This window comes from Cytobacillus sp. Hm23 (assembly GCF_051842895.1).
Taxonomy (GTDB): Bacteria; Bacillota; Bacilli; order Bacillales; family SM2101; genus Nanhaiella.
The window spans coordinates 72,221-94,548 of the sequence record NZ_JBPXRQ010000007.1 but is presented as its reverse complement, the minus strand read 5'-3'; the positions used below and the strand labels follow the sequence as shown (position 1 = coordinate 94,548).

The following is a 22,328-nucleotide window of genomic DNA, read 5'->3' as shown; positions in this document are numbered from 1 at the left end:
CTTATCTTGACATATGCTTGTCATCTATATGTGTAGCACAAGTGGTGCCTATCTCAAGCGTTACGTATCTTAATGAAATGAAAAGTACCTTTTGATAATGTAATTAAAGTGCTTGTATGGACTGATCAAGCTACATGAGTTTTTTCTTTATTTTTAGTTAAGGCTTTGGTTCTCAAGTTAGGAGGAAGAAAATGAGTAAGAAGGTAACACAAATTGTTGAAGAATTAGTGATACCTATTTTATCAGAAATGCAGCTAGAATTAGTGGATATTGAATATGTGAAAGAAGGACAAAACTGGTTCCTTAGAGTTTTTATTGATTCAGAGAACGGAATTGATATAGAAGAATGCGGTATCGTTAGTGAAAAACTTGGAGAACAATTAGATGAAATTGATCCGATTCAACATAATTATTTTCTAGAAGTATCATCTCCAGGTGCCGAAAGACCACTGAAAAAAGAAAAGGATTTCGTTAATTCAATAGGTAAAAATGTATATATTAAAACCTATGAACCAGTAGATGGAGCAAAAGAGTTTGAAGGCGAGTTGACTGGTTTTAACGGTACAGTTGTTACAATATCAGTGAAGGTAAAAACGAGAACGAAAGTTCTTGAAATACCTTATGATAAAGTTGCCAGTGCTAGACTTGCAATAGCATTCGACTAAAATAGAATTTAATGAAAAAGGATACTTAAGTTGTAGGAAGTTTTCATTGTGAGGGGGATTATTAGTAAATGGGTAGTGAACTTTTAGATGCCTTGACACAGCTGGAAAAGGAAAAGGGAGTTAGTAAGGATATAATCATTGATGCGATTGAAGCTGCTCTAATATCCGCGTACAAAAGGAATTTTAACCAGGCTCAAAACGTGCGTGTAGACCTAAATTTAGCTGTTGGATCTATGAAAGTATTTGCGCGCAAAGATGTCGTTGAGGAAGTGTTCGATCCTAGACTTGAAATTTCAGTTGAAGAGTCTAGACAAATCAATCAGAACTATCAAATCGGTGACGTAGTAGAATTAGAAGTGACGCCAAAAGATTTCGGAAGAATTGCAGCTCAAACAGCAAAACAAGTCGTAACTCAACGTGTCCGCGAAGCGGAACGCGGTGTCATTTATACTGAATTCATTGATCGAGAAGATGACATCATGACTGGTATTGTACAGCGCCTTGATCCTAAGTTTATTTATGTCGGATTAGGAAAAATTGAAGCGTTGTTACCGGTCAATGAACAGATGCCAAATGAAAGATTTCAGCCTCATGACCGAATCAAAGTATATGTTACAAAAGTTGAAAAGACAACAAAAGGTCCACAAATTTTTGTTTCTAGAACACATCCAGGTCTGTTAAAACGTCTTTTTGAGCTTGAAGTACCAGAAATTTACGATGGGACCGTTGAAATTAAATCAGTTTCAAGGGAAGCTGGCGACCGTTCAAAAATATCAGTACATTGTGATAGTCCTGAGGTTGATCCTGTTGGAGCATGTGTAGGCCCTAAAGGGCAACGTGTACAGGCGATTGTAGATGAATTAAAGGGTGAAAAAATTGATATCGTCCGTTGGTCGGAAGATACCATTGAATTTGTAGCAAATGCATTAAGTCCTTCAAAGGTATTGGAAGTTATCGTTAACGAAGAAGAAAAGGCAACGACAGTGATCGTTCCTGATTATCAACTATCTTTAGCAATCGGAAAACGGGGTCAAAATGCTCGTTTAGCAGCAAAGCTGACAGGATGGAAAATAGATATTAAGAGTCAATCAGAAGCTGAACAGCTTGGAATATATCCAGTTGATGATGCACCACTGTTTGATAAGCTTCCTGATGACGAGACATTCGATTTATAAGGAAAAATCGAGTGAGGTAGGTGCAAAAATGAAACAAAAGAAAATACCAATGAGAAAGTGCGTGGCTAGCGGTGAAATGAGGCCAAAAAAAGAATTAATACGTATTGTCCGATCCAAAGAAGGTGAAGTATCTGTCGACCAAACTGGTAAAAAAGCTGGTCGTGGTGCCTACTTAACGAAAGATAAGGACATTATTCTTCTTGCAAGAAAAAATAATCAATTATCAAGACATTTGAATGCACAAATTGAAGACGCTATTTATGAACAGTTAATAGAGCTTGTCGAGAAGGAGAAACAGTCATCACATGAATAAATGGATGTCTTTGTTAGGGTTAGCGAATCGAGCGCGAAAAATTGTTTCAGGAGAAGAACTTGTTCTGAAAGAAATTCGTAATAATCGAGCAAAAGTAATTTTATTGTCTGATGATGCCTCTCCTAATACTACGAAAAAGATAAGTGACAAATGTAATTATTATGGTGTACCATTGCGCATTGTTGATGACAGATACACACTTGGGCAAGCGATTGGTAAAGAGGCGCGTGTCGTCATCGCTGTCACTGATGAAGGATTTGCTCGAAAGTTGATTTCATTGCTCGAAATCTAATTGGGGGTGACCATATGGGAAAAATGAGAGTTTATGAATATGCAAAAAAACAAAACATATCCAGTAAAGAGGTAATTAATAAACTTAAGTCTTTAAATATTGTAGTGTCTAACCATATGGCTATGATCGATCAAAATATGATTGATAAGCTAGACAATAGCTATAATAGCTCAAAGCAAAACGAAGCATCGAAAATAAATGAACAAAAGCCAAAACAGGAGCAGCAAAAAGTAAACACTAATAATTCAGCACCTGTAAACAAGGCTAATAATCAACGAGAAGGGAAAAAACAAAATTTGCAAGTCCAACATCAGGGTCAGAAAGTAACAAATAAAAATAAAAAGAACAAAAACAATAAAAAAAATAACAACAATAAAAATAAACATCAACAACAGGCTCATCAGCCAGCAAAAAAAGTTGTAAAGGAACTACCATCAAAAATTACTTTTACAGGGTCTTTAACTGTTGGCGAACTTGCTAATAAATTAAACAAAGAGCCTTCTGAAATCATTAAAAAGCTATTGCTTTTAGGAGTAATGGCAACAATCAATCAAGACCTTGACAAGGATGCTATTGAGTTAGTTGCTAATGAATATGGGGTTGAGGTTGAAGAAGAAATCGTATTTGATGTGACAGAGTTTGAAAAATATGAAATGGAAGATTCAGAAGCTGACTTGAGCGAGCGTCCGCCAGTTGTAACAATTATGGGACATGTTGACCATGGTAAAACAACTTTGTTAGATTCAATACGAAATTCTAAAGTTACACAAAAAGAAGCTGGTGGGATTACACAGCATATCGGTGCGTATCAAATTGTTGCAAATGATAAGAAAATCACATTCCTAGATACTCCAGGACATGCTGCTTTTACAACAATGCGTGCACGTGGAGCCAAAATTACAGATATTACGATCTTAGTTGTTGCAGCCGATGATGGTGTTATGCCACAAACAGTTGAAGCAATTAACCATGCAAAAGCTGCAGAGGTACCAATCATTGTTGCCGTAAATAAAATGGATAAGCCATCAGCAAACCCTGAACGTGTCATGCAAGAGCTTACAGAACACGGCTTAGTCGCTGAAGATTGGGGCGGAGACACTATTTTTGTTCAGTTGTCTGCGATTACTGGTGAAGGGATAGACAATTTGTTAGAAATGATTCAGTTAGTTTCTGAAGTCGAAGAACTAAAAGCAAACCCTTCAAGAAAAGCAGTTGGAACAGTGATAGAGGCCCAATTAGATAAAGGCAGAGGGTCCGTTGCCACTTTGCTCGTTCAGAACGGAACGTTAAATGTAGGAGATCCTATTGTTGTTGGTAATACGTACGGACGTGTGAGAGCAATGGTCAATGATCTCGGTCGCCGAGTAAAACTAGCACAGCCTTCAACCCCAATTGAACTTACAGGTTTAAATGAAGTTCCACAGGCTGGAGATCAGTTCATGGTATTTAAAGATGAAAAAACTGCGCGACAAGTAGGAGAAGCGCGTTTACAGAAACAAATGCTTGAGCGGAGAAGTGAAAAAACTAAAGTTACGTTGGACGACTTGTTCGAACAAATTAAACAAGGGGAAATGAAAGACCTTAATATAATTGTCAAAGCAGACGTTCAAGGCTCTGTAGAAGCATTAGCGGCAGCATTACAAAAGATAGATGTTGAAGGCGTGAAAATTAAAATCATCCATACAGGTGTTGGGGCTATATCTGAGTCGGACATTATTCTTGCATCGGCTTCAAGTGCAATTGTTATTGGCTTTAACGTTAGACCTGATGTTAATGCGAAAAGAACTGCTGAAGCGGAAGATGTAGATATCCGCTTACACAGAATTATTTATAAAGTAATTGAAGAAATTGAAGCTGCGATGAAAGGATTACTTGACCCTGAATTTGAAGAAAAAGTGGTTGGTCAGGTCGAAGTTCGTCAAACATTTAAAGTTTCAAGAGTAGGAACAATTGCTGGTTGTTATGTAACAGACGGTAAGGTGACAAGAGATAGTGGAATTCGCCTTATTAGAGATGGCATTGTCATTTTTGAAGGTGAAATTGACACTCTTAAACGATTTAAAGATGATGTGAAAGAAGTATCACAAGGTTACGAATGTGGTATTACGATTGAAAAGTTCAATGATATTAAGGATGGCGACATCATCGAAGCATATGTGATGGAAGAAGTAAGTAAATAATGATTGGTTATGTTGAATGTGAATGCATCATTTATGATGCATCTTCACTCAAAGAAAAGCGATCAGTATTACAACGTATCTTAACTCGACAAAAGCAACAATTTAATGTGTCAGTTTCTGAAATTGATTTTCATGACGTTTGGCAACGGACAAAGATCGCCATTGTAACTGTATCGAACAACAAAAAAACGAGTGAAATTGAACTTCAACATGCTTTAAAATTGCTTGATTCATTTCCTGAAATCGAAAGAACGATTACAACGTATGAGTGGTTTTGAAAAAGAGGTGATTATCATGAGTCATAGATCAACTAGAATAGCTGAACAAATGAAAAAAGAGCTAGGCCAAATTATCGGTCAAAAAATGAAGGACCCACGTATTGGATTCGTAACTGTCACAGATGTACGAGTAACAGGCGATTTACAACAAGCAAAAGTATATATATCTGTTCTTGGTAATGACGAAGAGAAACAGAATACGTTGTTGGGGTTAGAGAAAGCGAAGGGCTTCATTCGTTCAGAAATCGGTTCGCGGATTAGATTACGCAAAACACCAGAACTTTTATTCGAATTTGACGAGTCAATTGACTATGGGTATCGAATAGAATCTATATTGCATGATATTAACAAAGACGAAAAAAACGAACAGCAAGATAATGAATGAGGATAGGCGAACAGTCTATCCTTTTTTTAAAGAGACTGTTTCGGCAATGACTGTTTATTTAGACTAGTTTCGCATTAATTGTAAGAGCTAAACACGAAAATAATTATTGTTCGTGACATCTTTTCTTCTCTAATCAATAGCAAAAAAATAAAATCAAGCTACCAAGTATACGAAAGTAGTAATAATAAGATCGTTACCGTGTAATTTTCTTTTTTGGTTGTAACTAGGAAAGGTCTTGGGCACTTTCTTCAACACGCATCTCCTCGAGGTCACTTCACCATTATCATTTATGGCTAGCAGCGTCATCAAATCAAATGCTTCCATTGCTTGTTGTGGAAAATACCCCTGCGGTAGTAAAACGTATGATCCCAGTCATATTTTTTCACATGAAAGTAAAAGTGTAACAGCACTTACAAAAGGTGATTGTTAAGTTAACGCATGTCTAAGTTAAGAGGTGATAAGTTTGAATGGAATACTATTACTAAATAAACCAAAGGGATTAACATCCCATGATTGTGTATTTAAATTAAGAAAGATGTTAAAAACAAAAAAAATAGGCCATACTGGCACTTTGGACCCGGATGTAACCGGTGTTTTGCCACTATGTGTTGGTCAAGCAACTAAAGTTGTTGAGTTTCTCACAGCCGAAAATAAAGTGTATGAAGGCGAAGTTACTCTCGGCTTTTCTACAACTACTGAAGACGCTTCTGGGGAGATTGTAGCAGAAAAAAAGGTAGATCGAGAAATAAGTCGTCAAGAAGTTTTGCAAGTGTTTGATCAGTTAACTGGGCAAATCGAACAGACTCCACCAATGTACTCAGCAGTAAAAGTAAATGGCAAAAGGTTATATGAGTATGCTCGTCAAGGAATTGAGGTAGAGCGGCCTACAAGGATGATAACAATCCACGAGCTGTCTTTATTAGATGACCGAGAGCTATTTACTAATGATACAGTTTCTTTTCGATTTAGAATTTCATGTAGCAAAGGTACATACGTCCGTACAGTAGCAGTCATGATTGGTGAACTGTTAGGTTTTCCGGCTCATATGTCCAACCTTATTCGAACAGAGTCGGGCAACTTTTCACTACAACAATGCTTATCTTTTGATGAAATTGAGCAGTTGGTCAATGATGGTGAAGTAGAGAAGAAATTATTATCGGTAGAAAGCGCACTTACTCATTTGCCGAAATTACAAATAAATGATAAAGTAGCAGAGAAAGTGAAAAATGGTGCAGTTTTGCCTATGGCAGAAGAACTATCATATATAGATGTTAATGTGCCTTTTTGTATGGTGGATCGTTTTAATCATTGTTTAGCATTATATATAAAACATCCAGAAAAAATGCATTTGATGAAGCCAAAAAAAGTTTTAGTTACGGTATAGCTTTAATGTGCGATCATATTTCCTATTTCTACAAGGTTGCCTTCGTACAGCTAGTTGTTAAGAGTACCTAGAAATAAACCACAATATATTTAAATTTCGTGGGATCTTTTCTTCATTAAAGCGATAACTGTTGCGTAAAACGACATCTTTATCAATTTAGGAATGATAGCAACAAAGCTTTTGAAAAGAGCTTTCTACAAAAAGGTAACAAACGAGTAAGAATAAGAAAAGGTGAGCAATAATGAAAGTTATAAATATATCTCATCCTCATCAAATGAAAAAGGAATCAATCCCAGAAACAGTTTTGGCATTAGGCTTTTTTGACGGAGTGCACTTAGGTCATCAAAAAGTGATAAAAACTGGGAAAGAAATTGCTAATCGACTCGGTATGAAAAGTGCAGTGATGACTTTTTTTCCTCATCCTTCAGTTGTCTTGGCAAGTAAAGAAAAACGTGTTGAGTATATTACTACACAAGCAGCTAAAGAGCAATATATTGCAAAATTGGGTGTAGACATGCTGTATGTTGTGAAATTTACTAGCGAGTTTGCAAATTTATTACCTCAGCAATTCGTTGACGATTATATTATTAATTTGCATGCTAAGCACGTAGTTGCTGGCTTTGATTTCACTTATGGTAAATTAGGTAAGGGTACGATGGAAACGTTGCCGTTTCATTCAAGAAATCAATTCGATCAAACGACAGTTGATAAATTGACAGAAGGTAATGAGAAGATCAGTTCTACATCTATACGTAGGATGATAAAGAACGGTGATATAAAATCACTTCCTAGCTTTTTAGGCCGCAATTATCATGTAACTGGTATGGTAATTGATGGGGATAAAAGAGGAAGAACGATTGGCTTTCCAACTGCTAATGTCAAACTAGAAGAGAATCATATATATCCAGCTGTAGGAGTTTATGCTGTTCGAATCAAAGTAAAATCAACGTGGTATCAGGGTGTATGTAATGTAGGTTTTAAACCAACATTTAATAAGAAAGAAGACCTGAAGCCTTCTGTAGAAGTTCATATCTTTCATTTCGATGAAATGATATACGGTGAACAAGTCGTAATAGAATGGCATGACAGAATTCGTAACGAGCAAAAATTTTCAAGCATTGAAGACTTAGTACAGCAAATTGAAGTGGATAAACAAGAAGCAATCAAGTACTTTGAAAAAAATAAGGAACAGACTTGCTTTTTGTCATAAAAAGGTGTAACCTATTATACGTATTATGAAAAGAACCGTTGCTTGGCAATACGATTCACCAACGTTTGCTCGGTAACTGGGGATTATTTTGAGGAGGTGAAATGGATGGCTATCACACAAGAACGTAAAAATGAACTAATTGGTCAATACAAGACTCATGAAAGTGATACTGGTTCTCCAGAAGTTCAAATTGCTGTCCTAACTGAGGAAATTAATAATTTGAACGATCATTTACGTGTTCACAAAAAAGATCATCATTCACGTAGAGGTCTATTAAAAATGGTAGGTAAACGCCGTAACCTATTAAATTACTTACGTAATAAAGATGTTACACGTTACCGCGAACTAATTAATAAACTTGGCTTACGTCGATAATCAACAGAAAGCGGGAGAGGATTCCCGCTTTTTTGTTAGCAAAAAATATACATAAAACTTGTAAAATAAAGTTCATACTAAAGTAACGATATAAACAATAGAGAGGGGCATGATTATGGGACAAGATAAGCAAATCTTTTCTACGGAATGGGCCGGTAGGAAGCTAACCGTAGAAGTAGGTCAATTAGCGAAACAAGCTAATGGTGCAGTGTTGGTACGTTATGGAGATACAGTTGTTCTTAGTACTGCTACTGCTTCGAAAGAACCTAAAAAAGTTGACTTCTTTCCTCTAACAGTCAATTATGAAGAGCGATTATATGCTGTTGGGAAAATTCCAGGAGGCTTTATTAAAAGAGAAGGGAGACCAAGTGAAAAGGCGATATTAGCTAGTCGACTAATCGATAGACCAATTCGCCCATTATTCCCTGATGGATTTAGAAATGAAGTCCAAGTGGTAAGTATGGTCATGAGTGTGGATCAAGATTGTTCATCTGAGCAAGCAGCTATGTTCGGGTCTTCGTTGGCGTTATCAGTATCTGATATTCCGTTTAGCGGCCCTATCGCTGGTGTTGTTGTTGGTAGAATTGATGGTGAGTTTATCATTAATCCATCGGTTTCACAAATGGAGGAAAGCGATATTCATTTAGTAGTCGCTGGTACAAAAGATGCCGTAAACATGGTTGAAGCTGGTGCAGAAGAAGTTCCAGAAGAAACGATGCTTGAAGCAATTATGTTTGGACATGAAGAGATTAAAAGGCTTATTTCATTCCAACAACAAATTGTTCAGGAAATTGGTAAAGACAAAATGGAAGTAACACTTTATGAAGTTGATGAAGTTCTTGAGAATGAAATCAGAGCACTTGCAGAGGAAGATATTAATAAAGCAGTGCAAGTCTTTGAAAAAAAAGCTAGAGAGCAAGCAATCAATCAAGTTAAAGCATCTGTAATAGAAAAGTATGAAGAGCAAGATGCAAGTGAAGACACTTTAAAGCAAGTAAATGAAATTTTAGCTAAATTAGTAAAAAAAGAAGTTCGTCGCCTCATTACAGTAGAGAAGGTTAGACCTGATGGACGTAAAGGTGATGAAATACGACCTCTTTCATCAACTATTGGAATTTTACCAAGAACTCATGGATCAGGTTTATTTACACGTGGACAAACCCAAGCATTGAGTATTTGTACATTAGGAGCTTTAGGGGATGTACAAATTTTAGATGGACTTGGCATTGAAGAGTCGAAAAGATTTATGCATCATTATAACTTCCCTTCTTTTAGTGTTGGGGAAACGGGCCCAATGCGTGGACCAGGACGTCGTGAAATTGGTCATGGTGCCTTAGGTGAACGTGCACTTGAACAAGTCATGCCATCTGAGAAAGAGTTTCCTTATACAATTAGACTCGTGTCTGAAGTGTTAGAGTCTAACGGTTCAACGTCACAAGCTAGTATATGTGCAAGTACATTAGCTATGATGGATGCTGGTGTACCAATTAAAGCACCTGTAGCAGGTATCGCAATGGGACTAGTAAAAACGGATGAGCATTATACAGTATTAACAGATATTCAAGGTATGGAAGATCATCTAGGTGACATGGACTTCAAAGTAGCTGGTACTGGAAAAGGCGTAACAGCTTTACAAATGGATATTAAGATTGAAGGTCTATCACGTGAAATTTTAGAAGAAGCATTACTACAGGCTAAAAAAGGTCGGATAGAAATATTAAATAGTATGCTTGCAACAATTAGCGAGCCACGCCAAATTCTGTCTGAGTATGCACCAAAAATATTCACTATGTCGATTAATCCGGATAAAATACGAGATGTGATTGGCCCAAGTGGTAAGCAAATTAATAAAATTATTGAAGAGACTGGCGTAAAAATCGATATCGAGCAAGATGGAACTGTCTTTATTTCTCATATGGATGAAGAAATGAACCAAAAGGCGAAGAAAATTATTGAAGATATCGTTCGTGAAGTTGAAGTCGGCCAACTTTATCTAGGTAAAGTGAAAAGAATTGAAAAATTTGGTGCTTTTGTTGAGTTATTTAGTGGAAAAGATGGACTTGTTCATATATCAGCACTTGCTGAAGAACGTGTTGGCAAAGTAGAGGATGTTGTCAAAATTGGCGATGAAATTTTAGTGAAAGTAATAGAAATTGATAAGCAAGGAAGAGTCAACTTATCAAGAAAAGCAGTTTTACGAGAGCAAAAGGAACAAGAACAAAAATCTTAAACTCTTTTCGAAAACTTTGCTGTACTTTTTAAAAAATGGACAGCAAGGTAAGGGTTTATTCGAGCCTTCAAATTATGAAAAGTAGTCAAGATGTCACAAACGCTAGAATTTACGTGTATATCTAGTACGAAAAGCAACATGCTGTGGGTACGCAGCAAAATTTTAGGATTTTTTCCATTATATATAGCTTAGACAGCTCGGCAATGAAGCCGAGTTTTTCTTAAGGCTTTCTTTTAGCAACTTTTTTTACATACATGCAAAACAAAACGAAGTGATATGTAAATGTTAATGTTTTAGAAGAGAAAATGGCATGAAAATCTAATTGTAGTCGTAATTATTTGTTACAATGACAAACAATTTTTATTATCATGTATGTTTAAAGAATTCTATAGAAGAAAGAAGAGTTAAGCTTGTTAACAACACATCATCTGCATTTTGATTAGCATCTTCACTGTTAGTTGTTCTACCTTGTCCTCATTATACATATTTTTTAGTATAAAGGGGGAAAACTAATGAGAAAGTTATCAGTGCAGATTCTTGCTTTTATAACAATATTAATTATTACTATTGGTGCAGTCCAAAATCCATTCACATCTAGCTACGTGAAAGGGTTAAAAAATAGTACGATGACTGTAGCAAAGCAAATGGATTCACTTTACATAGAAATAAAGGAGAAAGCTCCTCAATATAAGATTCCTGCACAAAATGCTGAGGTTCATAAAGTGTGGAAAGCAACACCTGGGTATAATGGTTTACAAGTTGATATAGAGGCTTCTTATGAGAATATGAAAAAAGAGGGTAATTTTGATGAGAAGAAACTTGTATTTCAACAAGTTAAGCCAAACATCCACTTATCGGATTTACCTCCTTCGCCAATATATAGAGGGCATCCAGATAAACCGATGGTTGCTTTCCTAATCAATGTTGCTTGGGGAACAGAGTACATCCCATCAATGTTAGAAATATTAAATAAACATAAAGTAAAAGCTACTTTTTTTCTAGAAGGTCGTTGGGTAAAAGAGAACCCTGACCTTGCAAAAATGATAGTGGACGCTGGTTTTGAGGTTGGAAATCATTCGTACTCACATCCAAATTTAAGATTGATGGGTTCGGATGAAATCCGCGATCAATTAGTTAAGACAAACGACATCATTCAGGCAACGACAAATAAATCCTCAACTTTGTTTGCACCACCTAGTGGAAGCATTCGAGATGAAGTTGTAGAAATTGCATCAGAGCTAAATATGGGGACGATTATGTGGAGTGTTGATACAATTGATTGGCAACGCCCAGAGCCTCATGTAATAGTAGACCGCGTAATAACTAAAGTACATAAAGGTGCAATGATCTTAATGCATCCAACTTCTTCAACGACCCAAGCACTTGAAACATTAATACTTTCAATTAAGCAAAAAAAATTACAAATAGTTGATGTTACTACATTACTAAGTGAAGAACGAATCTTACGATGAAGGTACGTTCGCTTAACGACACCTTATTTTTACAATTTAATAGGTGAGAATCTAGTTAATAATGCAGTAACTAAGGAGGAACGAAGTTGATTAAGAAGTATACATGCCAAAATGGTGCAAGAATTGTGTTAGAAAATATACCTTCCGTTCGTTCAGTTGCAATTGGTATTTGGATTAAAACTGGATCACGTAATGAAAATGAACAGAATAATGGAATTTCACATTTTTTAGAGCATATGTTCTTTAAAGGGACAACTAATCGTTCCGCTAAAGAGATTGCAGAATCATTTGATAGTATCGGTGGACAAGTAAATGCCTTCACGTCTAAAGAATATACTTGTTACTATGCAAAAGTACTTGATGAGCATGCAACATACGCTTTGGATATACTGTCGGACATGTTTTTTAATTCTGTTTTTGATGAGGAAGAGCTACAGAAGGAAAAGAATGTTGTGCTTGAAGAAATTAAAATGTATGAAGACACTCCTGACGACATTGTACATGATTTATTAAGTAAAGCTACCTTTGGTCAGCATTCATTAGGCTATCCAATTTTGGGTACAGAAGAGACACTTGAAACATTTACTGGAGAAGCTTTACGAGATTATATGAAGAATACATATACACCTGAAAATGTCGTGATTTCAGTTGCTGGTAACATTAATGAGAGCTTTATTAAAGATGTTGAGCAACAATTTGGGTCATTTGAATCGGAAGTATCGGTTGATGAATTAACGGCGCCATCTTTCCATACTGATAAATTAGTACGCAAAAAAGAAACAGAACAGGCTCATCTATGTATGGGATTTAATGGGTTACCTGTAGGACATAAGGATATTTATAGCCTTATCGTGTTAAATAATATCTTAGGTGGAAGTATGAGTAGCCGTTTGTTCCAAGAGGTTAGAGAAAAAAGAGGATTAGCATATTCCATATTTTCTTATCATTCCTCTTATCAAGATAATGGTATGGTGACGATATATGGCGGAACTGGAAAACATCAACTTGAAACATTATTTGAAACCGTCCAAGAAACGTTATTAGACTTAAAAAATGATGGCATTAGTACAAAAGAGTTAAAAAATAATAAGGAACAAATGAAAGGAAATTTAACATTAAGTCTTGAAAGTACAAATAGTCGAATGAGTAGAAATGGTAAAAACGAATTGTTGTTAAAACGTCATCGATCATTAGATGAAGTACTATTAGATATTGATTCAGTTAGTGAGGAGAGTGTCAATCGTTTAGCAAGAGAACTTTTTACTGAACAGTTCTCAACAGCTCTCATTAGTCCTGACGGTATATTGCCGGTAGGCAAATAAGCCATCTTCAACATGATCGTCCAAACGATTTTATGCCTATAGAAACTTGTAGGCATTTTTTTTATGGTTATCCCCTACAATGTAGTAGAGAGGAGGATAAAAAATGAGACTAAGTGAATTAAGTGGCAAGGAAATTGTTGATGTCAAAAGAGCTGAAAGATTAGGAGTACTAGGCCAAACTGACTTGGAGATCAATGAGCAAACTGGACAGATAAATGCATTAATTATTCCAACATTAAAATGGTTTGGATTTCGAAAGCAAGGCACTGAAGTGCGTGTTCCTTGGAAGCATATTAAAAAAATTGGATCTGATATGGTGATTATAGACATACCAGAAACTGAAACAAACGAGTGAACTGTTAAAAATTAGATCTTAGAGGTTTGGATCAGGTGGAAATGATACTCCACCTGATTGAGTATCTCTATTTGTGAAATTGTGTGTCTAACAATCTTTTACCCAAGCTATCAATCGGTTTGTCTTTAAAGCATTATGTTATTTTACATAGAAGGTTGATTTAGTACTGAAACAATAATTTGCTGCAACTTCTCTCTTCGTTAAAAAAGATCATCAGCTACATTTTAGAAAGGCTGTGTTCGAAACGTTTGTTGTTTTTTGTTCGAAAAAATAAGTATGTATACAACTAAAGTTTCATGGCAATTTTTCTTCTAAAACCGATACGGTCACATATATTTTCGATTTACGTCTTCAATCGTTTTAAAGGTTCCAAAAAGAGCCTTGTGATAATAACGTAATATCACTATAGAGGCAATAATAAAAGATTAACTGGATTTGGTTAGTCTTTTTTTTTGTAATCATTCACCTAATGAAATCCCATAACATAAAATGTGAAAGGAACGGGAATATATAGGCATTTATCCTACACATTTTGCGCGTAATTTAACATCAAAAGAAGGTGAATTTAATGCTAACAGGCATGAACATCGCTGTTATAGGTGGAGATGCACGTCAACTTGAGGTCATACGGAAGTTAACTGAGTTAGATGCAAAGATATCATTAATAGGGTTTGATCAATTAGACCATGGTTTTACTGGGGCAACTAAAGAGCAAATTGACGAACTTAAATATGCAGATATAAGTGCCATCGTATTACCTATAGCTGGAACGAATAATGAAGGAAAAATAGAAACAATATTTTCAAATGAAAAAGTAGTACTAACAAAAGAAATGTTATTACAAACACCAGAGCATTGTGCAATTTATACGGGTATAAGTAACGAATATTTGGATCAACTTACGACAACATCTAATAGAAAACTCGTGCAAATAATGGAAAGAGATGATGTGGCGATATATAACTCAATACCTACTGTTGAAGGTACGATCATGATGGTCATTCAAAATACAGATTTTACCATTCATAATTCTAAAGTAGCCGTATTAGGGTTTGGTAGGATTGGCATGAGTGTTGCTCGTTCTTTTCATTCATTAGGAGCTATGGTGAAGGTTGGTGCAAGGCGATCAGAACATTTAGCTAGAATTTATGAAATGGGGATAGAGCCTTTTCATTTATCTTTATTAAATAAAGAAGTCAGTGATATTGATGTGTGTATTAATACAATTCCTCACCCTATTGTGACAGCAGGCGTGATTTCTAGAATGCCAGCCCATACATTAATTGTTGATCTGGCGACAAAACCAGGTGGAACTGATTTTCGTTACGCAGAAAAACGTGGTATTAAAGCATTTTTAGCACCTGGCTTACCAGGTATCGTTGCACCAAAAACAGCAGGTCAAATTGTTGCCAATGTACTGTCTCAATTGTTAATTGAAGACTTACAACAAAGAAAGGTGGACGAATGATGTCGTTAGTTGGGAAAAGAATAGGTTTCGGATTAACAGGTTCGCATTGTACTTATGATGCGGTAGTACCACAAATTAAGCAACTAATTAAGTCAGGTGCAGAGGTATTGCCTGTTGTTTCTCACACTGTTCAAACAACCGATACACGGTTTGGAGAAGGTGAAGATTGGGTACGAAAAATTGAAGAGCTAACAGGTCAAGAAGTAATTAATACAATTGTAAAAGCAGAACCTCTTGGACCAAAAATTCCTTTAGATTGTATGGTAATTGCTCCATTAACAGGAAATTCACTAAGCAAATTTGCTAACGCAATGACTGATTCCCCAGTATTAATGGCTGCAAAGGCAACATTAAGAAACCAAAGACCGGTGGTTGTTGGTATTTCAACAAATGATGCGCTTGGCTTGAATGGTGTCAATTTAATGAGGTTAATGGCTACAAAAAATATATACTTTATACCTTTTGGTCAAGACGCACCAGTAAAGAAACCAAACTCTATGGTTGCTAATATGGATAAGCTACAGGATACCGTAATATCAGCATTGGAAGGTCAACAATTACAACCAGTAATAATTGAGCGCTTTCAAGATAGCCAACTTTGAATAAACTTGATAAAATATAATAGAAGCGCAAAATTATGAGGGATTTTATTTAAAAACTGCTCTTCTTTAATGCGTGAATATGATAAAATATTGTTTATTATAAAATAGGGGAACAGATGAACTATTCCTCATTAATGATGAATGATACCGTAGTTGGTTACTTTCGAAAGGGGCAATAAAATGGAGCACGTTAAAGGATATCATGTAGCAGTTTTAGGAGCAACAGGAGCAGTTGGACAACAAATGATCAAAACTTTAGAAGAGCGAAAATTCCCAGTTGCAAAGCTAACCTTGCTTTCTTCAGAGCGTTCAGCAGGAAAAAAAGTGTTGTTTAATGGAAATGAAGTAGAAGTGCAAGTTGCAACACCAGAGAGTTTTCAAGGTGTAGATATAGCTCTTTTTAGTGCAGGTGGTAGTATTTCAAAACGATTTGCACCAGAAGCGGTGAAGCATGGTGCGATTGTTGTTGATAATACAAGCGCGTTCAGAATGGATGAAAATGTACCTCTCATTGTTCCTGAAGTAAATGAAAAAGATCTTAATAATCATCAAGGCATAATTGCTAATCCGAATTGTTCGACCATTCAAATGGTCGTTGCATTAGAACCTATTCAAAAAGCATTTGGACTAACAAAAGTATTAGTTTCAACATATCAGGCAGTATCTGGTGCAGGTGCAGCTGCAATTAAAGAATTAAAAGATCAAACAAAAGCAATTATCGATAATGAAGAATTTACTCCGGCTGTACTACCGGTAAGTGGGGACGATAAGCACTATCAAATAGCATTTAATGCGGTACCGCAAATTGATAAATTCCAAGATAATGGTTTTACGTTTGAAGAGATGAAAATGATCAATGAAACAAAAAAGATTATGCATAGACCAGATTTAGAAGTTGCAGCGACATGCGTTCGTCTTCCTATAGAAACAGGGCATTCTGAATCAGTATATTTTGAGATTAAGGATCAGAATGTTGCAGCGCAAGATGTAATTAATGTACTATCGGATGCACCTGGTGTAGTCGTTCAAGACAATACAGCAGAACAGGTTTATCCAATGCCTGCCCATTGTGTAGGTAAAAACGATGTTTTTGTAGGTAGAATACGTAAAGATTTAGACCGTGATCATGGGTTTCACATGTGGGTAGTATCTGATAATTTACTCAAAGGTGCAGCTTGGAATTCTGTGCAAATTGCAGAAAGTCTAATTAAATTAAATTTAGTGTAAATTCATATAAGCTGAGTTAAATCTTGTATGAAGTTGGAAAACTACAAGAGGTGTAATAATGAAAATCATCGTTCAAAAATTTGGAGGAACTTCTGTAAAAGACGAAAAGGGTCGAAACCTAGCTAGGGAGCATATTGAACATGCAATATCAGAAGGCTATAAAGTTGTTGTGGTTGTTTCTGCTATGGGTAGAAAAGGCGCCCCTTATGCAACAGATACTTTAATTGATTTGTTAGGTTCAGATAAAAGTAAGGTAAGTAAACGCGAACATGATATGTTGCTATCTTGTGGTGAAATAATTTCCAGTGTGGTTTTTTCAAATATGTTAAATTCTTTTGGAATTCAAGCAACTGCAATGTCTGGTGCACAAGCAGGTTTTCGCACGAATGATGACTTCACGAATGCGAAGATTACAGATATGAAATGTGATCGTGTCATTTCGTTACTAGCTGATTATGATGTTATCGTAGTAGCTGGATTTCAAGGAGCTACGAAGTATGGAGATGTAACTACAATTGGTCGTGGTGGAAGTGATACTTCTGCAGCAGCTCTCGGCGCTGCACTTCAAGCAGAATGGATTGATATTTTCACAGATGTAGAGGGTGTCATGACGGCTGACCCACGCGTCGTTTCCTCAGCAAAACCATTAGACATCGTAACATACAATGAGATATGTAATATGGCTTATCAAGGAGCAAAGGTTATACACCCTCGTGCTGTTGAAATTGCTATGCAAGCTAAAGTTCCGATTAGAATTCGTTCAACTTATTCCAATTCACCAGGGACACTTGTTACCACATTGGATAAAAATAATAAAGGTTGCGATGTGAAAGAACGACTTATTACAGGCATTGCTTATGTTTCAAATGTTACACAAATCAAAGTGTTTGCTAAAGAAAATGAGTTTAATCTTCAAACAGAAGTGTTTCAAGCAATGGCTAATGAAAAAATCAGTGTTGACTTTTTTAACATTACACCAAATGGAGTAGTGTACACAATTCCTGATGAATTAACAGATCATGCAATTGAAATCTTAAAACGCAAAGGTTATGATCCAATCATCACAAGACATTGTGCAAAGGTGTCTACTGTCGGTGCTGCAATAAATGGGGTTCCTGGTGTAACAGCGAAAATCGTAACAGCGTTATCAGAACTAGGAATTCAAATTTTACAATCGGCTGATAGCCATACGACCATTTGGGTGTTAGTTAAGCAGGATGATATGGTGAAAGCTGTCAATGCATTGCACGATGCCTTTCAACTTTCAGGAGAAAATCACGAAGTCGGAAGTAATAATCATAAAACATCATGATAGTGTTCATAATTGAGGACAACAAAAGGGGAAGAACAGACTACTTGGATTATTGCATAAGTTTGTTCCAGACTTTTTGAAGTATCCTTTTACAAATATTAGTAAGGAGTGGGAAGATTGATTGATTTCGGGAATGTGGCTACTGCGATGGTTACACCATTCGATAATCGTGGCAATATTGATTTTTCGAAAACTAGCCAACTCGTAAATTACTTAATTGACAATGGTACAGACTCCCTTGTCATTTCAGGTACTACAGGTGAATCAGCAACCTTATCTACTGAAGAAAAAATCGCTTTGTTCCAACATGTGGTTTCAGAAGTAGCTGGTAGGGTTCCAGTCATTGCTGGTACTGGAAGTAATAATACGTATGCATCTATTGAATTAACAAAAAAAGCTGAAGAAACAGGAGTAGATGCGATTCTTCTTGTAGCACCTTATTACAATAAACCAAATCAAGAAGGTTTATACCAACATTTTAAAGCAATTGCCAACAGCACAAAGCTTCCTGTTATGCTTTATAATGTTCCAAGCAGAACAATAACTAATATCTCTCCAGAGACGATTATAAAACTTTCAAAAATTGACAATGTCGTTGCGGTAAAAGACGCCAGTGGTGATCTAAATGCTATGACAGAAATCATCGCAAATACTGACGAAGATTTTCTTTTATATAGTGGAGATGATGGTTTAACTCTTCCTATACTTGCAATAGGGGGCAGTGGAGTCGTCTCTGTTGCATCACATGTTATTGGCAATGAGATGCAGGAAATGATCCATGCATATCGCAATAATATGTTAAGTGAATCAGCATTACTTCACCAAAAACTATTACCTGTTATGACGGGTCTTTTCATGGCACCGAGTCCGGCACCAGTAAAAACAGCACTACAAATACGCGGGCTAGATGTTGGTTCAGTCCGATTACCTTTAGTGCCTTTAGCGGAGCATGAACGGGTGAAATTATCCGAACTACTACAGCAAATTTAAAGAAGGAAAGAGCCATCACAATTGTGATGGTTCTTTTTTTTCGTAATAGTTGTCGTTATTGTTACTATCAATGGACTGGTAATATGAGGTTTATGAGAGCCCAATATTTTAAGAGTATAAATGAAGCAACGAACGCTAGATTACTTGCTAATAATTATGAGGAAGCAGCAATAATCAATGTGAAAAATAGTCTTAATATATGTGCAAATCACCCCGTTAATTAACTTGTATTCAAATTCATGCATCAGTTATAATGGACGTAAGTTATTTAGCGACGGATAAATTGTACATAGGAGGATGTCATATTGAGTGAAAAGATAGATATAAGACTTATTGCGCTTGGAGGGCTAGGTGAAAGCGGCAAAAATATGCACGTATTGGAAATAGATACTGATATTTTTGTCGTTGACGCTGGGCTTAAATATCCAGAGGGAGAAATGTTCGGGGTTGACGCTGTTATTCCTGATATTAGTTATTTAATTAAAAATAAGGAGAGAGTGAAAGGGATATTCTTAACCCACGGTCATGAAGACCATATCGGTGCAATACCGTATGTGTTGAAAGAGCTAAGAGTGCCGATCTATGGTACGAAATTAACATTGGCCTTAGTAGGGCAATTATTAAAACAGCATGGACTGGCGGCTGGTGACTTGTTGAATGAAGTAACAACAACATCAATATTGACAGTTAATCAAGTGAAAGTATCTTTTTTCCGAACAACTCATAGTATTCCAGATTGTGTTGGCATTTGTTTTCATACAGTTGAAGGTGCAATTGTTCATACAGGGGATTTCAAATTTGACCAAACACCTGTTGGAATGGAAACAGCTCATATTGATAAAATGGCATCTATAGGCAAAGAAGGGGTGCTCTTTCTTTTATCTGATAGCTCCAATGCTGACAAACCAGGATATTCTGTATCCGAATCGGTCATTGGCCAAGAAATTTCTGAAGTAATTTATAGTGCTCCTAACCGTGTTGTAGTAGCAACCTTTGCATCAAATATTAATCGAATTCAACAAGTGTTTGATGCAGCCAAAGAGAATAATCGTAAAGTAGCCATTGTGGGAAGGCACATCTATGACATAGTTATGATTTCAATAGACTTAGGCTATTTAAAAGTAAGTGATGATATAATTACGCCTCTAAATCAAATTGAAAAATTACCAGATCATCAAGTATTAATTTTAACATGTGGAACGAAGGGCGAGCCTATGGCTGCTTTATCAAGAATGGCAAATCAATCAAATAAACCAGTACATATTCAACAGAAAGATACGGTTTTAATTGCTTCACCAGTTATCCCTGGAAGTGAACTAATTGTATCAAAAACGATTGATCATCTTCTTCGTATTGGAGCCAATGTCGTTTATAACAGAAACCTAACCGACATTTCTAGTCACGGAAGCCAAGAAGAGCTTAAATTGATGTTAAATATGATGAAGCCTACCTATTTTATTCCAACCCACGGTGAATATCGAATGCAAAGTGCTCATGCGAAATTGGCACTTTCAGTTGGCATGAAATCTGAAAATGTTTTAATTGTAGATAATGGTGATGTAGTTGAATTTAATAATGGTAAAGTCTCGACAGGGGAAAAAGTCCCTGCTGCGAATATCTTAATTGATGGATTAGGCGTGGGTGATGTAGGGCATATTGTGTTACGAGATCGTAAATTACTATCTAAAGATGGTATTTTGATCGTTGTCGTAACACTTGATAAAGTAAAAAAGCAAATTGCATCAGGACCCGAAATCATTACAAGAGGATTTGTTTATGTGAGGGAATCAGAATCACTTATAGAACAGGCTTGCGAAATTGTAAATAAAATTATAGCCCAGAGTATTAAAGGGTATGTTATTGAATGGAATTCAATCAAAATAAGTATTCGGGATGCTTTAAATGAATTTTTGTTCAAACAAACAAAACGACGCCCTATGATTTTGCCGATTATAATGGAAGTGTAGGTGTATTGTTCATCGACTGTGTAATAGAGCTAAATATTATGTACATATTTAGTAAAGAATGAAATTATTTATCTCGTTCATACTAAACGTATCAAGCGTTGAAGGGAGATAAAAATGGCATTCGACCGATATGAAAATGAACAAAACTCAGAAGAAGTTGATAAGGGTAATCAGGGTGAAAAAAAAGATGAAAGTCTAGTTAGTAAAATTCAACAGCTTGGCCAAACGAATATTCCTCAATTATCTCAGGATTCAAAAATACATTGTTTAACAATCATTGGACAAATTGAAGGACATGTTCAACTGCCTCCTCAAAACAAGACAACAAAATATGAACATGTTATCCCACAAATTGTTGCTATTGAACAGAACCCAAACATAGAAGGGCTCCTGGTCATATTGAATACTGTTGGTGGAGATGTAGAAGCGGGATTAGCAATATCAGAAATGCTATCCTCATTATCCAAACCTACTGTATCAATTGTTTTAGGTGGTGGACATTCAATCGGAGTTCCGATTGCGGTTTCTTGTGATTATTCTTTTATAGCGGAAACGGCTACGATGACCATACATCCAGTTAGGTTAACTGGGCTAGTCATTGGAGTTCCTCAAACTTTTGAATATATGGATAAAATGCAAGAACGTGTGCTTAATTTCATTACTAAGCATTCAGCAATCTCCGAGGAGCACCTTAAAGAACTGATGTTTTCAAAAGGAAATTTAACACGTGACATTGGTACAAATGTTATTGGTTCTCACGCAGTTGAGTACGGTATTATTAACGAGGTTGGAGGAGTGGGGAATGCAATAAAAAAATTGTCTGAAATGATTGAAGGCCAACCGAAACAGAATGAAAGTGAGCAGATGCTACAATGATTCTTTACACAATGATGCCAGCAGAAATCATTTTCCAACAGGAGAGTGAAGTATATAATCAACAAAAAATGGTCGTTATTGATGGTGTAAACTTATTGGTCAATGAAACAACAACAAATAATTATCAAATCTCTAGAGTCATAAGTACGGATCCTCAAGATTTTTTACGTTCAGAAGTTGCGCCTGGTAATATACTTTCAAAAGACAGAACGAATGTACTATTTTAATTATGCTATTTATTCCATCAATA

22 protein-coding genes are annotated in these 22,328 nt (G+C 36.0%); all 22 read left to right on the top strand.

Annotated features, from left to right (window positions below; genetic code table 11):
* Window positions 1-191 precede the first annotated feature (191 nt).
* The 22 genes from rimP to ACSVDA_RS05745 all read left to right on the top strand — a co-directional run bounded on the left by rimP (window position 192) and on the right by ACSVDA_RS05745 (window position 22,305).
* Window positions 192-665 (top strand): ribosome maturation factor RimP, encoded by a 474-nt coding sequence (rimP, locus tag ACSVDA_RS05850; RefSeq protein ID WP_485881616.1) that lies wholly within the window; start codon window positions 192-194, stop codon window positions 663-665.
* Window positions 666-733: 68 nt separating this feature from the next.
* The gene (gene nusA / locus ACSVDA_RS05845; RefSeq protein ID WP_485881614.1) at window positions 734-1,840 is read left to right on the top strand and encodes a transcription termination factor NusA; all 1,107 of its coding nucleotides are present in this window, start codon (window positions 734-736) and stop codon (window positions 1,838-1,840) included.
* A gap of 49 nt (window positions 1,841-1,889) precedes the next feature.
* Complete coding sequence (rnpM, locus tag ACSVDA_RS05840; protein ID WP_284730455.1) at window positions 1,890-2,153, top strand: RNase P modulator RnpM; 264 nt, start codon at window positions 1,890-1,892, stop codon at window positions 2,151-2,153.
* The gene (locus ACSVDA_RS05835; RefSeq protein WP_214482721.1) at window positions 2,146-2,445 is read left to right on the top strand and encodes a YlxQ family RNA-binding protein; all 300 of its coding nucleotides are present in this window, start codon (window positions 2,146-2,148) and stop codon (window positions 2,443-2,445) included. The genes rnpM and ACSVDA_RS05835 overlap by 8 nt, the downstream gene beginning before the upstream one ends.
* A gap of 14 nt (window positions 2,446-2,459) precedes the next feature.
* Complete coding sequence (gene infB / locus ACSVDA_RS05830) at window positions 2,460-4,625, top strand: translation initiation factor IF-2 (protein ID WP_485881611.1); 2,166 nt, start codon at window positions 2,460-2,462, stop codon at window positions 4,623-4,625.
* A complete protein-coding gene (locus ACSVDA_RS05825; protein WP_214482723.1) occupies window positions 4,625-4,903 on the top strand; it encodes a DUF503 domain-containing protein in 279 nt (92 codons plus the stop codon). Before infB ends, ACSVDA_RS05825 begins: the two co-directional genes overlap by 1 nt.
* A 16-nt stretch (window positions 4,904-4,919) precedes the next feature.
* On the top strand, window positions 4,920-5,288 hold the full coding sequence (rbfA, locus tag ACSVDA_RS05820; RefSeq protein ID WP_485881609.1) for a 30S ribosome-binding factor RbfA: 369 nt from the start codon (window positions 4,920-4,922) through the stop codon (window positions 5,286-5,288).
* A gap of 463 nt (window positions 5,289-5,751) precedes the next feature.
* Window positions 5,752-6,672, top strand: coding sequence for a tRNA pseudouridine(55) synthase TruB (truB, locus tag ACSVDA_RS05815; RefSeq protein WP_485881607.1), 921 nt, complete (start codon window positions 5,752-5,754; stop codon window positions 6,670-6,672).
* 241 nt (window positions 6,673-6,913) lie between these two features.
* Window positions 6,914-7,882, top strand: a complete 969-nt coding sequence (gene ribF / locus ACSVDA_RS05810; RefSeq protein ID WP_485881606.1) for a bifunctional riboflavin kinase/FAD synthetase — start codon at window positions 6,914-6,916, stop codon at window positions 7,880-7,882.
* Between the two features lie 105 nt (window positions 7,883-7,987).
* Window positions 7,988-8,257, top strand: a complete 270-nt coding sequence (gene rpsO, locus ACSVDA_RS05805) for a 30S ribosomal protein S15 (RefSeq protein WP_214482727.1) — start codon at window positions 7,988-7,990, stop codon at window positions 8,255-8,257.
* Window positions 8,258-8,372: 115 nt separating this feature from the next.
* Window positions 8,373-10,487, top strand: a complete 2,115-nt coding sequence (pnp, locus tag ACSVDA_RS05800; RefSeq protein WP_485881604.1) for a polyribonucleotide nucleotidyltransferase — start codon at window positions 8,373-8,375, stop codon at window positions 10,485-10,487.
* Window positions 10,488-10,999: 512 nt separating this feature from the next.
* A complete protein-coding gene (locus ACSVDA_RS05795; RefSeq protein ID WP_485881602.1) occupies window positions 11,000-11,959 on the top strand; it encodes a polysaccharide deacetylase family protein in 960 nt (319 codons plus the stop codon).
* Window positions 11,960-12,045: 86 nt separating this feature from the next.
* Entirely contained in the window at window positions 12,046-13,281 is a 1,236-nt protein-coding gene (locus tag ACSVDA_RS05790; RefSeq protein ID WP_485881600.1) for a M16 family metallopeptidase, read from the top strand.
* A 103-nt stretch (window positions 13,282-13,384) separates the two neighbouring features.
* Complete coding sequence (locus ACSVDA_RS05785; RefSeq protein WP_214482731.1) at window positions 13,385-13,636, top strand: YlmC/YmxH family sporulation protein; 252 nt, start codon at window positions 13,385-13,387, stop codon at window positions 13,634-13,636.
* A 568-nt stretch (window positions 13,637-14,204) separates the two neighbouring features.
* On the top strand, window positions 14,205-15,104 hold the full coding sequence (gene dpaA, locus ACSVDA_RS05780; protein ID WP_485881598.1) for a dipicolinic acid synthetase subunit A: 900 nt from the start codon (window positions 14,205-14,207) through the stop codon (window positions 15,102-15,104).
* On the top strand, window positions 15,104-15,706 hold the full coding sequence (locus ACSVDA_RS05775) for a dipicolinate synthase subunit B (RefSeq protein WP_485881597.1): 603 nt from the start codon (window positions 15,104-15,106) through the stop codon (window positions 15,704-15,706). Before dpaA ends, ACSVDA_RS05775 begins: the two co-directional genes overlap by 1 nt.
* A gap of 180 nt (window positions 15,707-15,886) precedes the next feature.
* Entirely contained in the window at window positions 15,887-16,933 is a 1,047-nt protein-coding gene (gene asd / locus ACSVDA_RS05770) for an aspartate-semialdehyde dehydrogenase (RefSeq protein WP_485881595.1), read from the top strand.
* Between the two features lie 58 nt (window positions 16,934-16,991).
* Window positions 16,992-18,245, top strand: a complete 1,254-nt coding sequence (gene dapG / locus ACSVDA_RS05765; protein WP_485881594.1) for an aspartate kinase — start codon at window positions 16,992-16,994, stop codon at window positions 18,243-18,245.
* A 117-nt stretch (window positions 18,246-18,362) separates the two neighbouring features.
* Entirely contained in the window at window positions 18,363-19,235 is an 873-nt protein-coding gene (gene dapA / locus ACSVDA_RS05760; RefSeq protein WP_485881593.1) for a 4-hydroxy-tetrahydrodipicolinate synthase, read from the top strand.
* A 302-nt stretch (window positions 19,236-19,537) separates the two neighbouring features.
* Window positions 19,538-21,202, top strand: a complete 1,665-nt coding sequence (locus tag ACSVDA_RS05755) for a ribonuclease J (protein ID WP_485881744.1) — start codon at window positions 19,538-19,540, stop codon at window positions 21,200-21,202.
* Window positions 21,203-21,316: 114 nt separating this feature from the next.
* Window positions 21,317-22,078: a ClpP family protease gene (locus ACSVDA_RS05750; RefSeq protein WP_485881591.1), complete on the top strand. Its 762-nt coding sequence runs from the start codon at window positions 21,317-21,319 to the stop codon at window positions 22,076-22,078.
* A complete protein-coding gene (locus ACSVDA_RS05745; protein ID WP_485881589.1) occupies window positions 22,075-22,305 on the top strand; it encodes a YlzJ-like family protein in 231 nt (76 codons plus the stop codon). Before ACSVDA_RS05750 ends, ACSVDA_RS05745 begins: the two co-directional genes overlap by 4 nt.
* The last annotated feature ends 23 nt before the right edge of the window (window positions 22,306-22,328 follow it).

Bases quoted from the DNA above. Each gene is read 5' to 3' on its own strand.
- ACSVDA_RS05745 (WP_485881589.1), top strand. From the start codon at position 22,075: ATGATTCTTTACACAATGATGCCAGCAGAAATCATTTTCCAACAGGAG.
- ACSVDA_RS05750 (WP_485881591.1), top strand. From the start codon at position 21,317: ATGGCATTCGACCGATATGAAAATGAACAAAACTCAGAAGAAGTTGAT.
- ribF (WP_485881606.1), top strand. From the start codon at position 6,914: ATGAAAGTTATAAATATATCTCATCCTCATCAAATGAAAAAGGAATCA.
- dpaA (WP_485881598.1), top strand. From the start codon at position 14,205: ATGCTAACAGGCATGAACATCGCTGTTATAGGTGGAGATGCACGTCAA.
- dapG (WP_485881594.1), top strand. From the start codon at position 16,992: ATGAAAATCATCGTTCAAAAATTTGGAGGAACTTCTGTAAAAGACGAA.
- asd (WP_485881595.1), top strand. From the start codon at position 15,887: ATGGAGCACGTTAAAGGATATCATGTAGCAGTTTTAGGAGCAACAGGA.
- rbfA (WP_485881609.1), top strand. From the start codon at position 4,920: ATGAGTCATAGATCAACTAGAATAGCTGAACAAATGAAAAAAGAGCTA.
- rimP (WP_485881616.1), top strand. From the start codon at position 192: ATGAGTAAGAAGGTAACACAAATTGTTGAAGAATTAGTGATACCTATT.
- ACSVDA_RS05835 (WP_214482721.1), top strand. From the start codon at position 2,146: ATGAATAAATGGATGTCTTTGTTAGGGTTAGCGAATCGAGCGCGAAAA.
- rnpM (WP_284730455.1), top strand. From the start codon at position 1,890: ATGAGAAAGTGCGTGGCTAGCGGTGAAATGAGGCCAAAAAAAGAATTA.
- ACSVDA_RS05785 (WP_214482731.1), top strand. From the start codon at position 13,385: ATGAGACTAAGTGAATTAAGTGGCAAGGAAATTGTTGATGTCAAAAGA.
- infB (WP_485881611.1), top strand. From the start codon at position 2,460: ATGGGAAAAATGAGAGTTTATGAATATGCAAAAAAACAAAACATATCC.
- rpsO (WP_214482727.1), top strand. From the start codon at position 7,988: ATGGCTATCACACAAGAACGTAAAAATGAACTAATTGGTCAATACAAG.
- ACSVDA_RS05795 (WP_485881602.1), top strand. From the start codon at position 11,000: ATGAGAAAGTTATCAGTGCAGATTCTTGCTTTTATAACAATATTAATT.
- ACSVDA_RS05775 (WP_485881597.1), top strand. From the start codon at position 15,104: ATGTCGTTAGTTGGGAAAAGAATAGGTTTCGGATTAACAGGTTCGCAT.
- ACSVDA_RS05825 (WP_214482723.1), top strand. From the start codon at position 4,625: ATGATTGGTTATGTTGAATGTGAATGCATCATTTATGATGCATCTTCA.
- pnp (WP_485881604.1), top strand. From the start codon at position 8,373: ATGGGACAAGATAAGCAAATCTTTTCTACGGAATGGGCCGGTAGGAAG.
- nusA (WP_485881614.1), top strand. From the start codon at position 734: ATGGGTAGTGAACTTTTAGATGCCTTGACACAGCTGGAAAAGGAAAAG.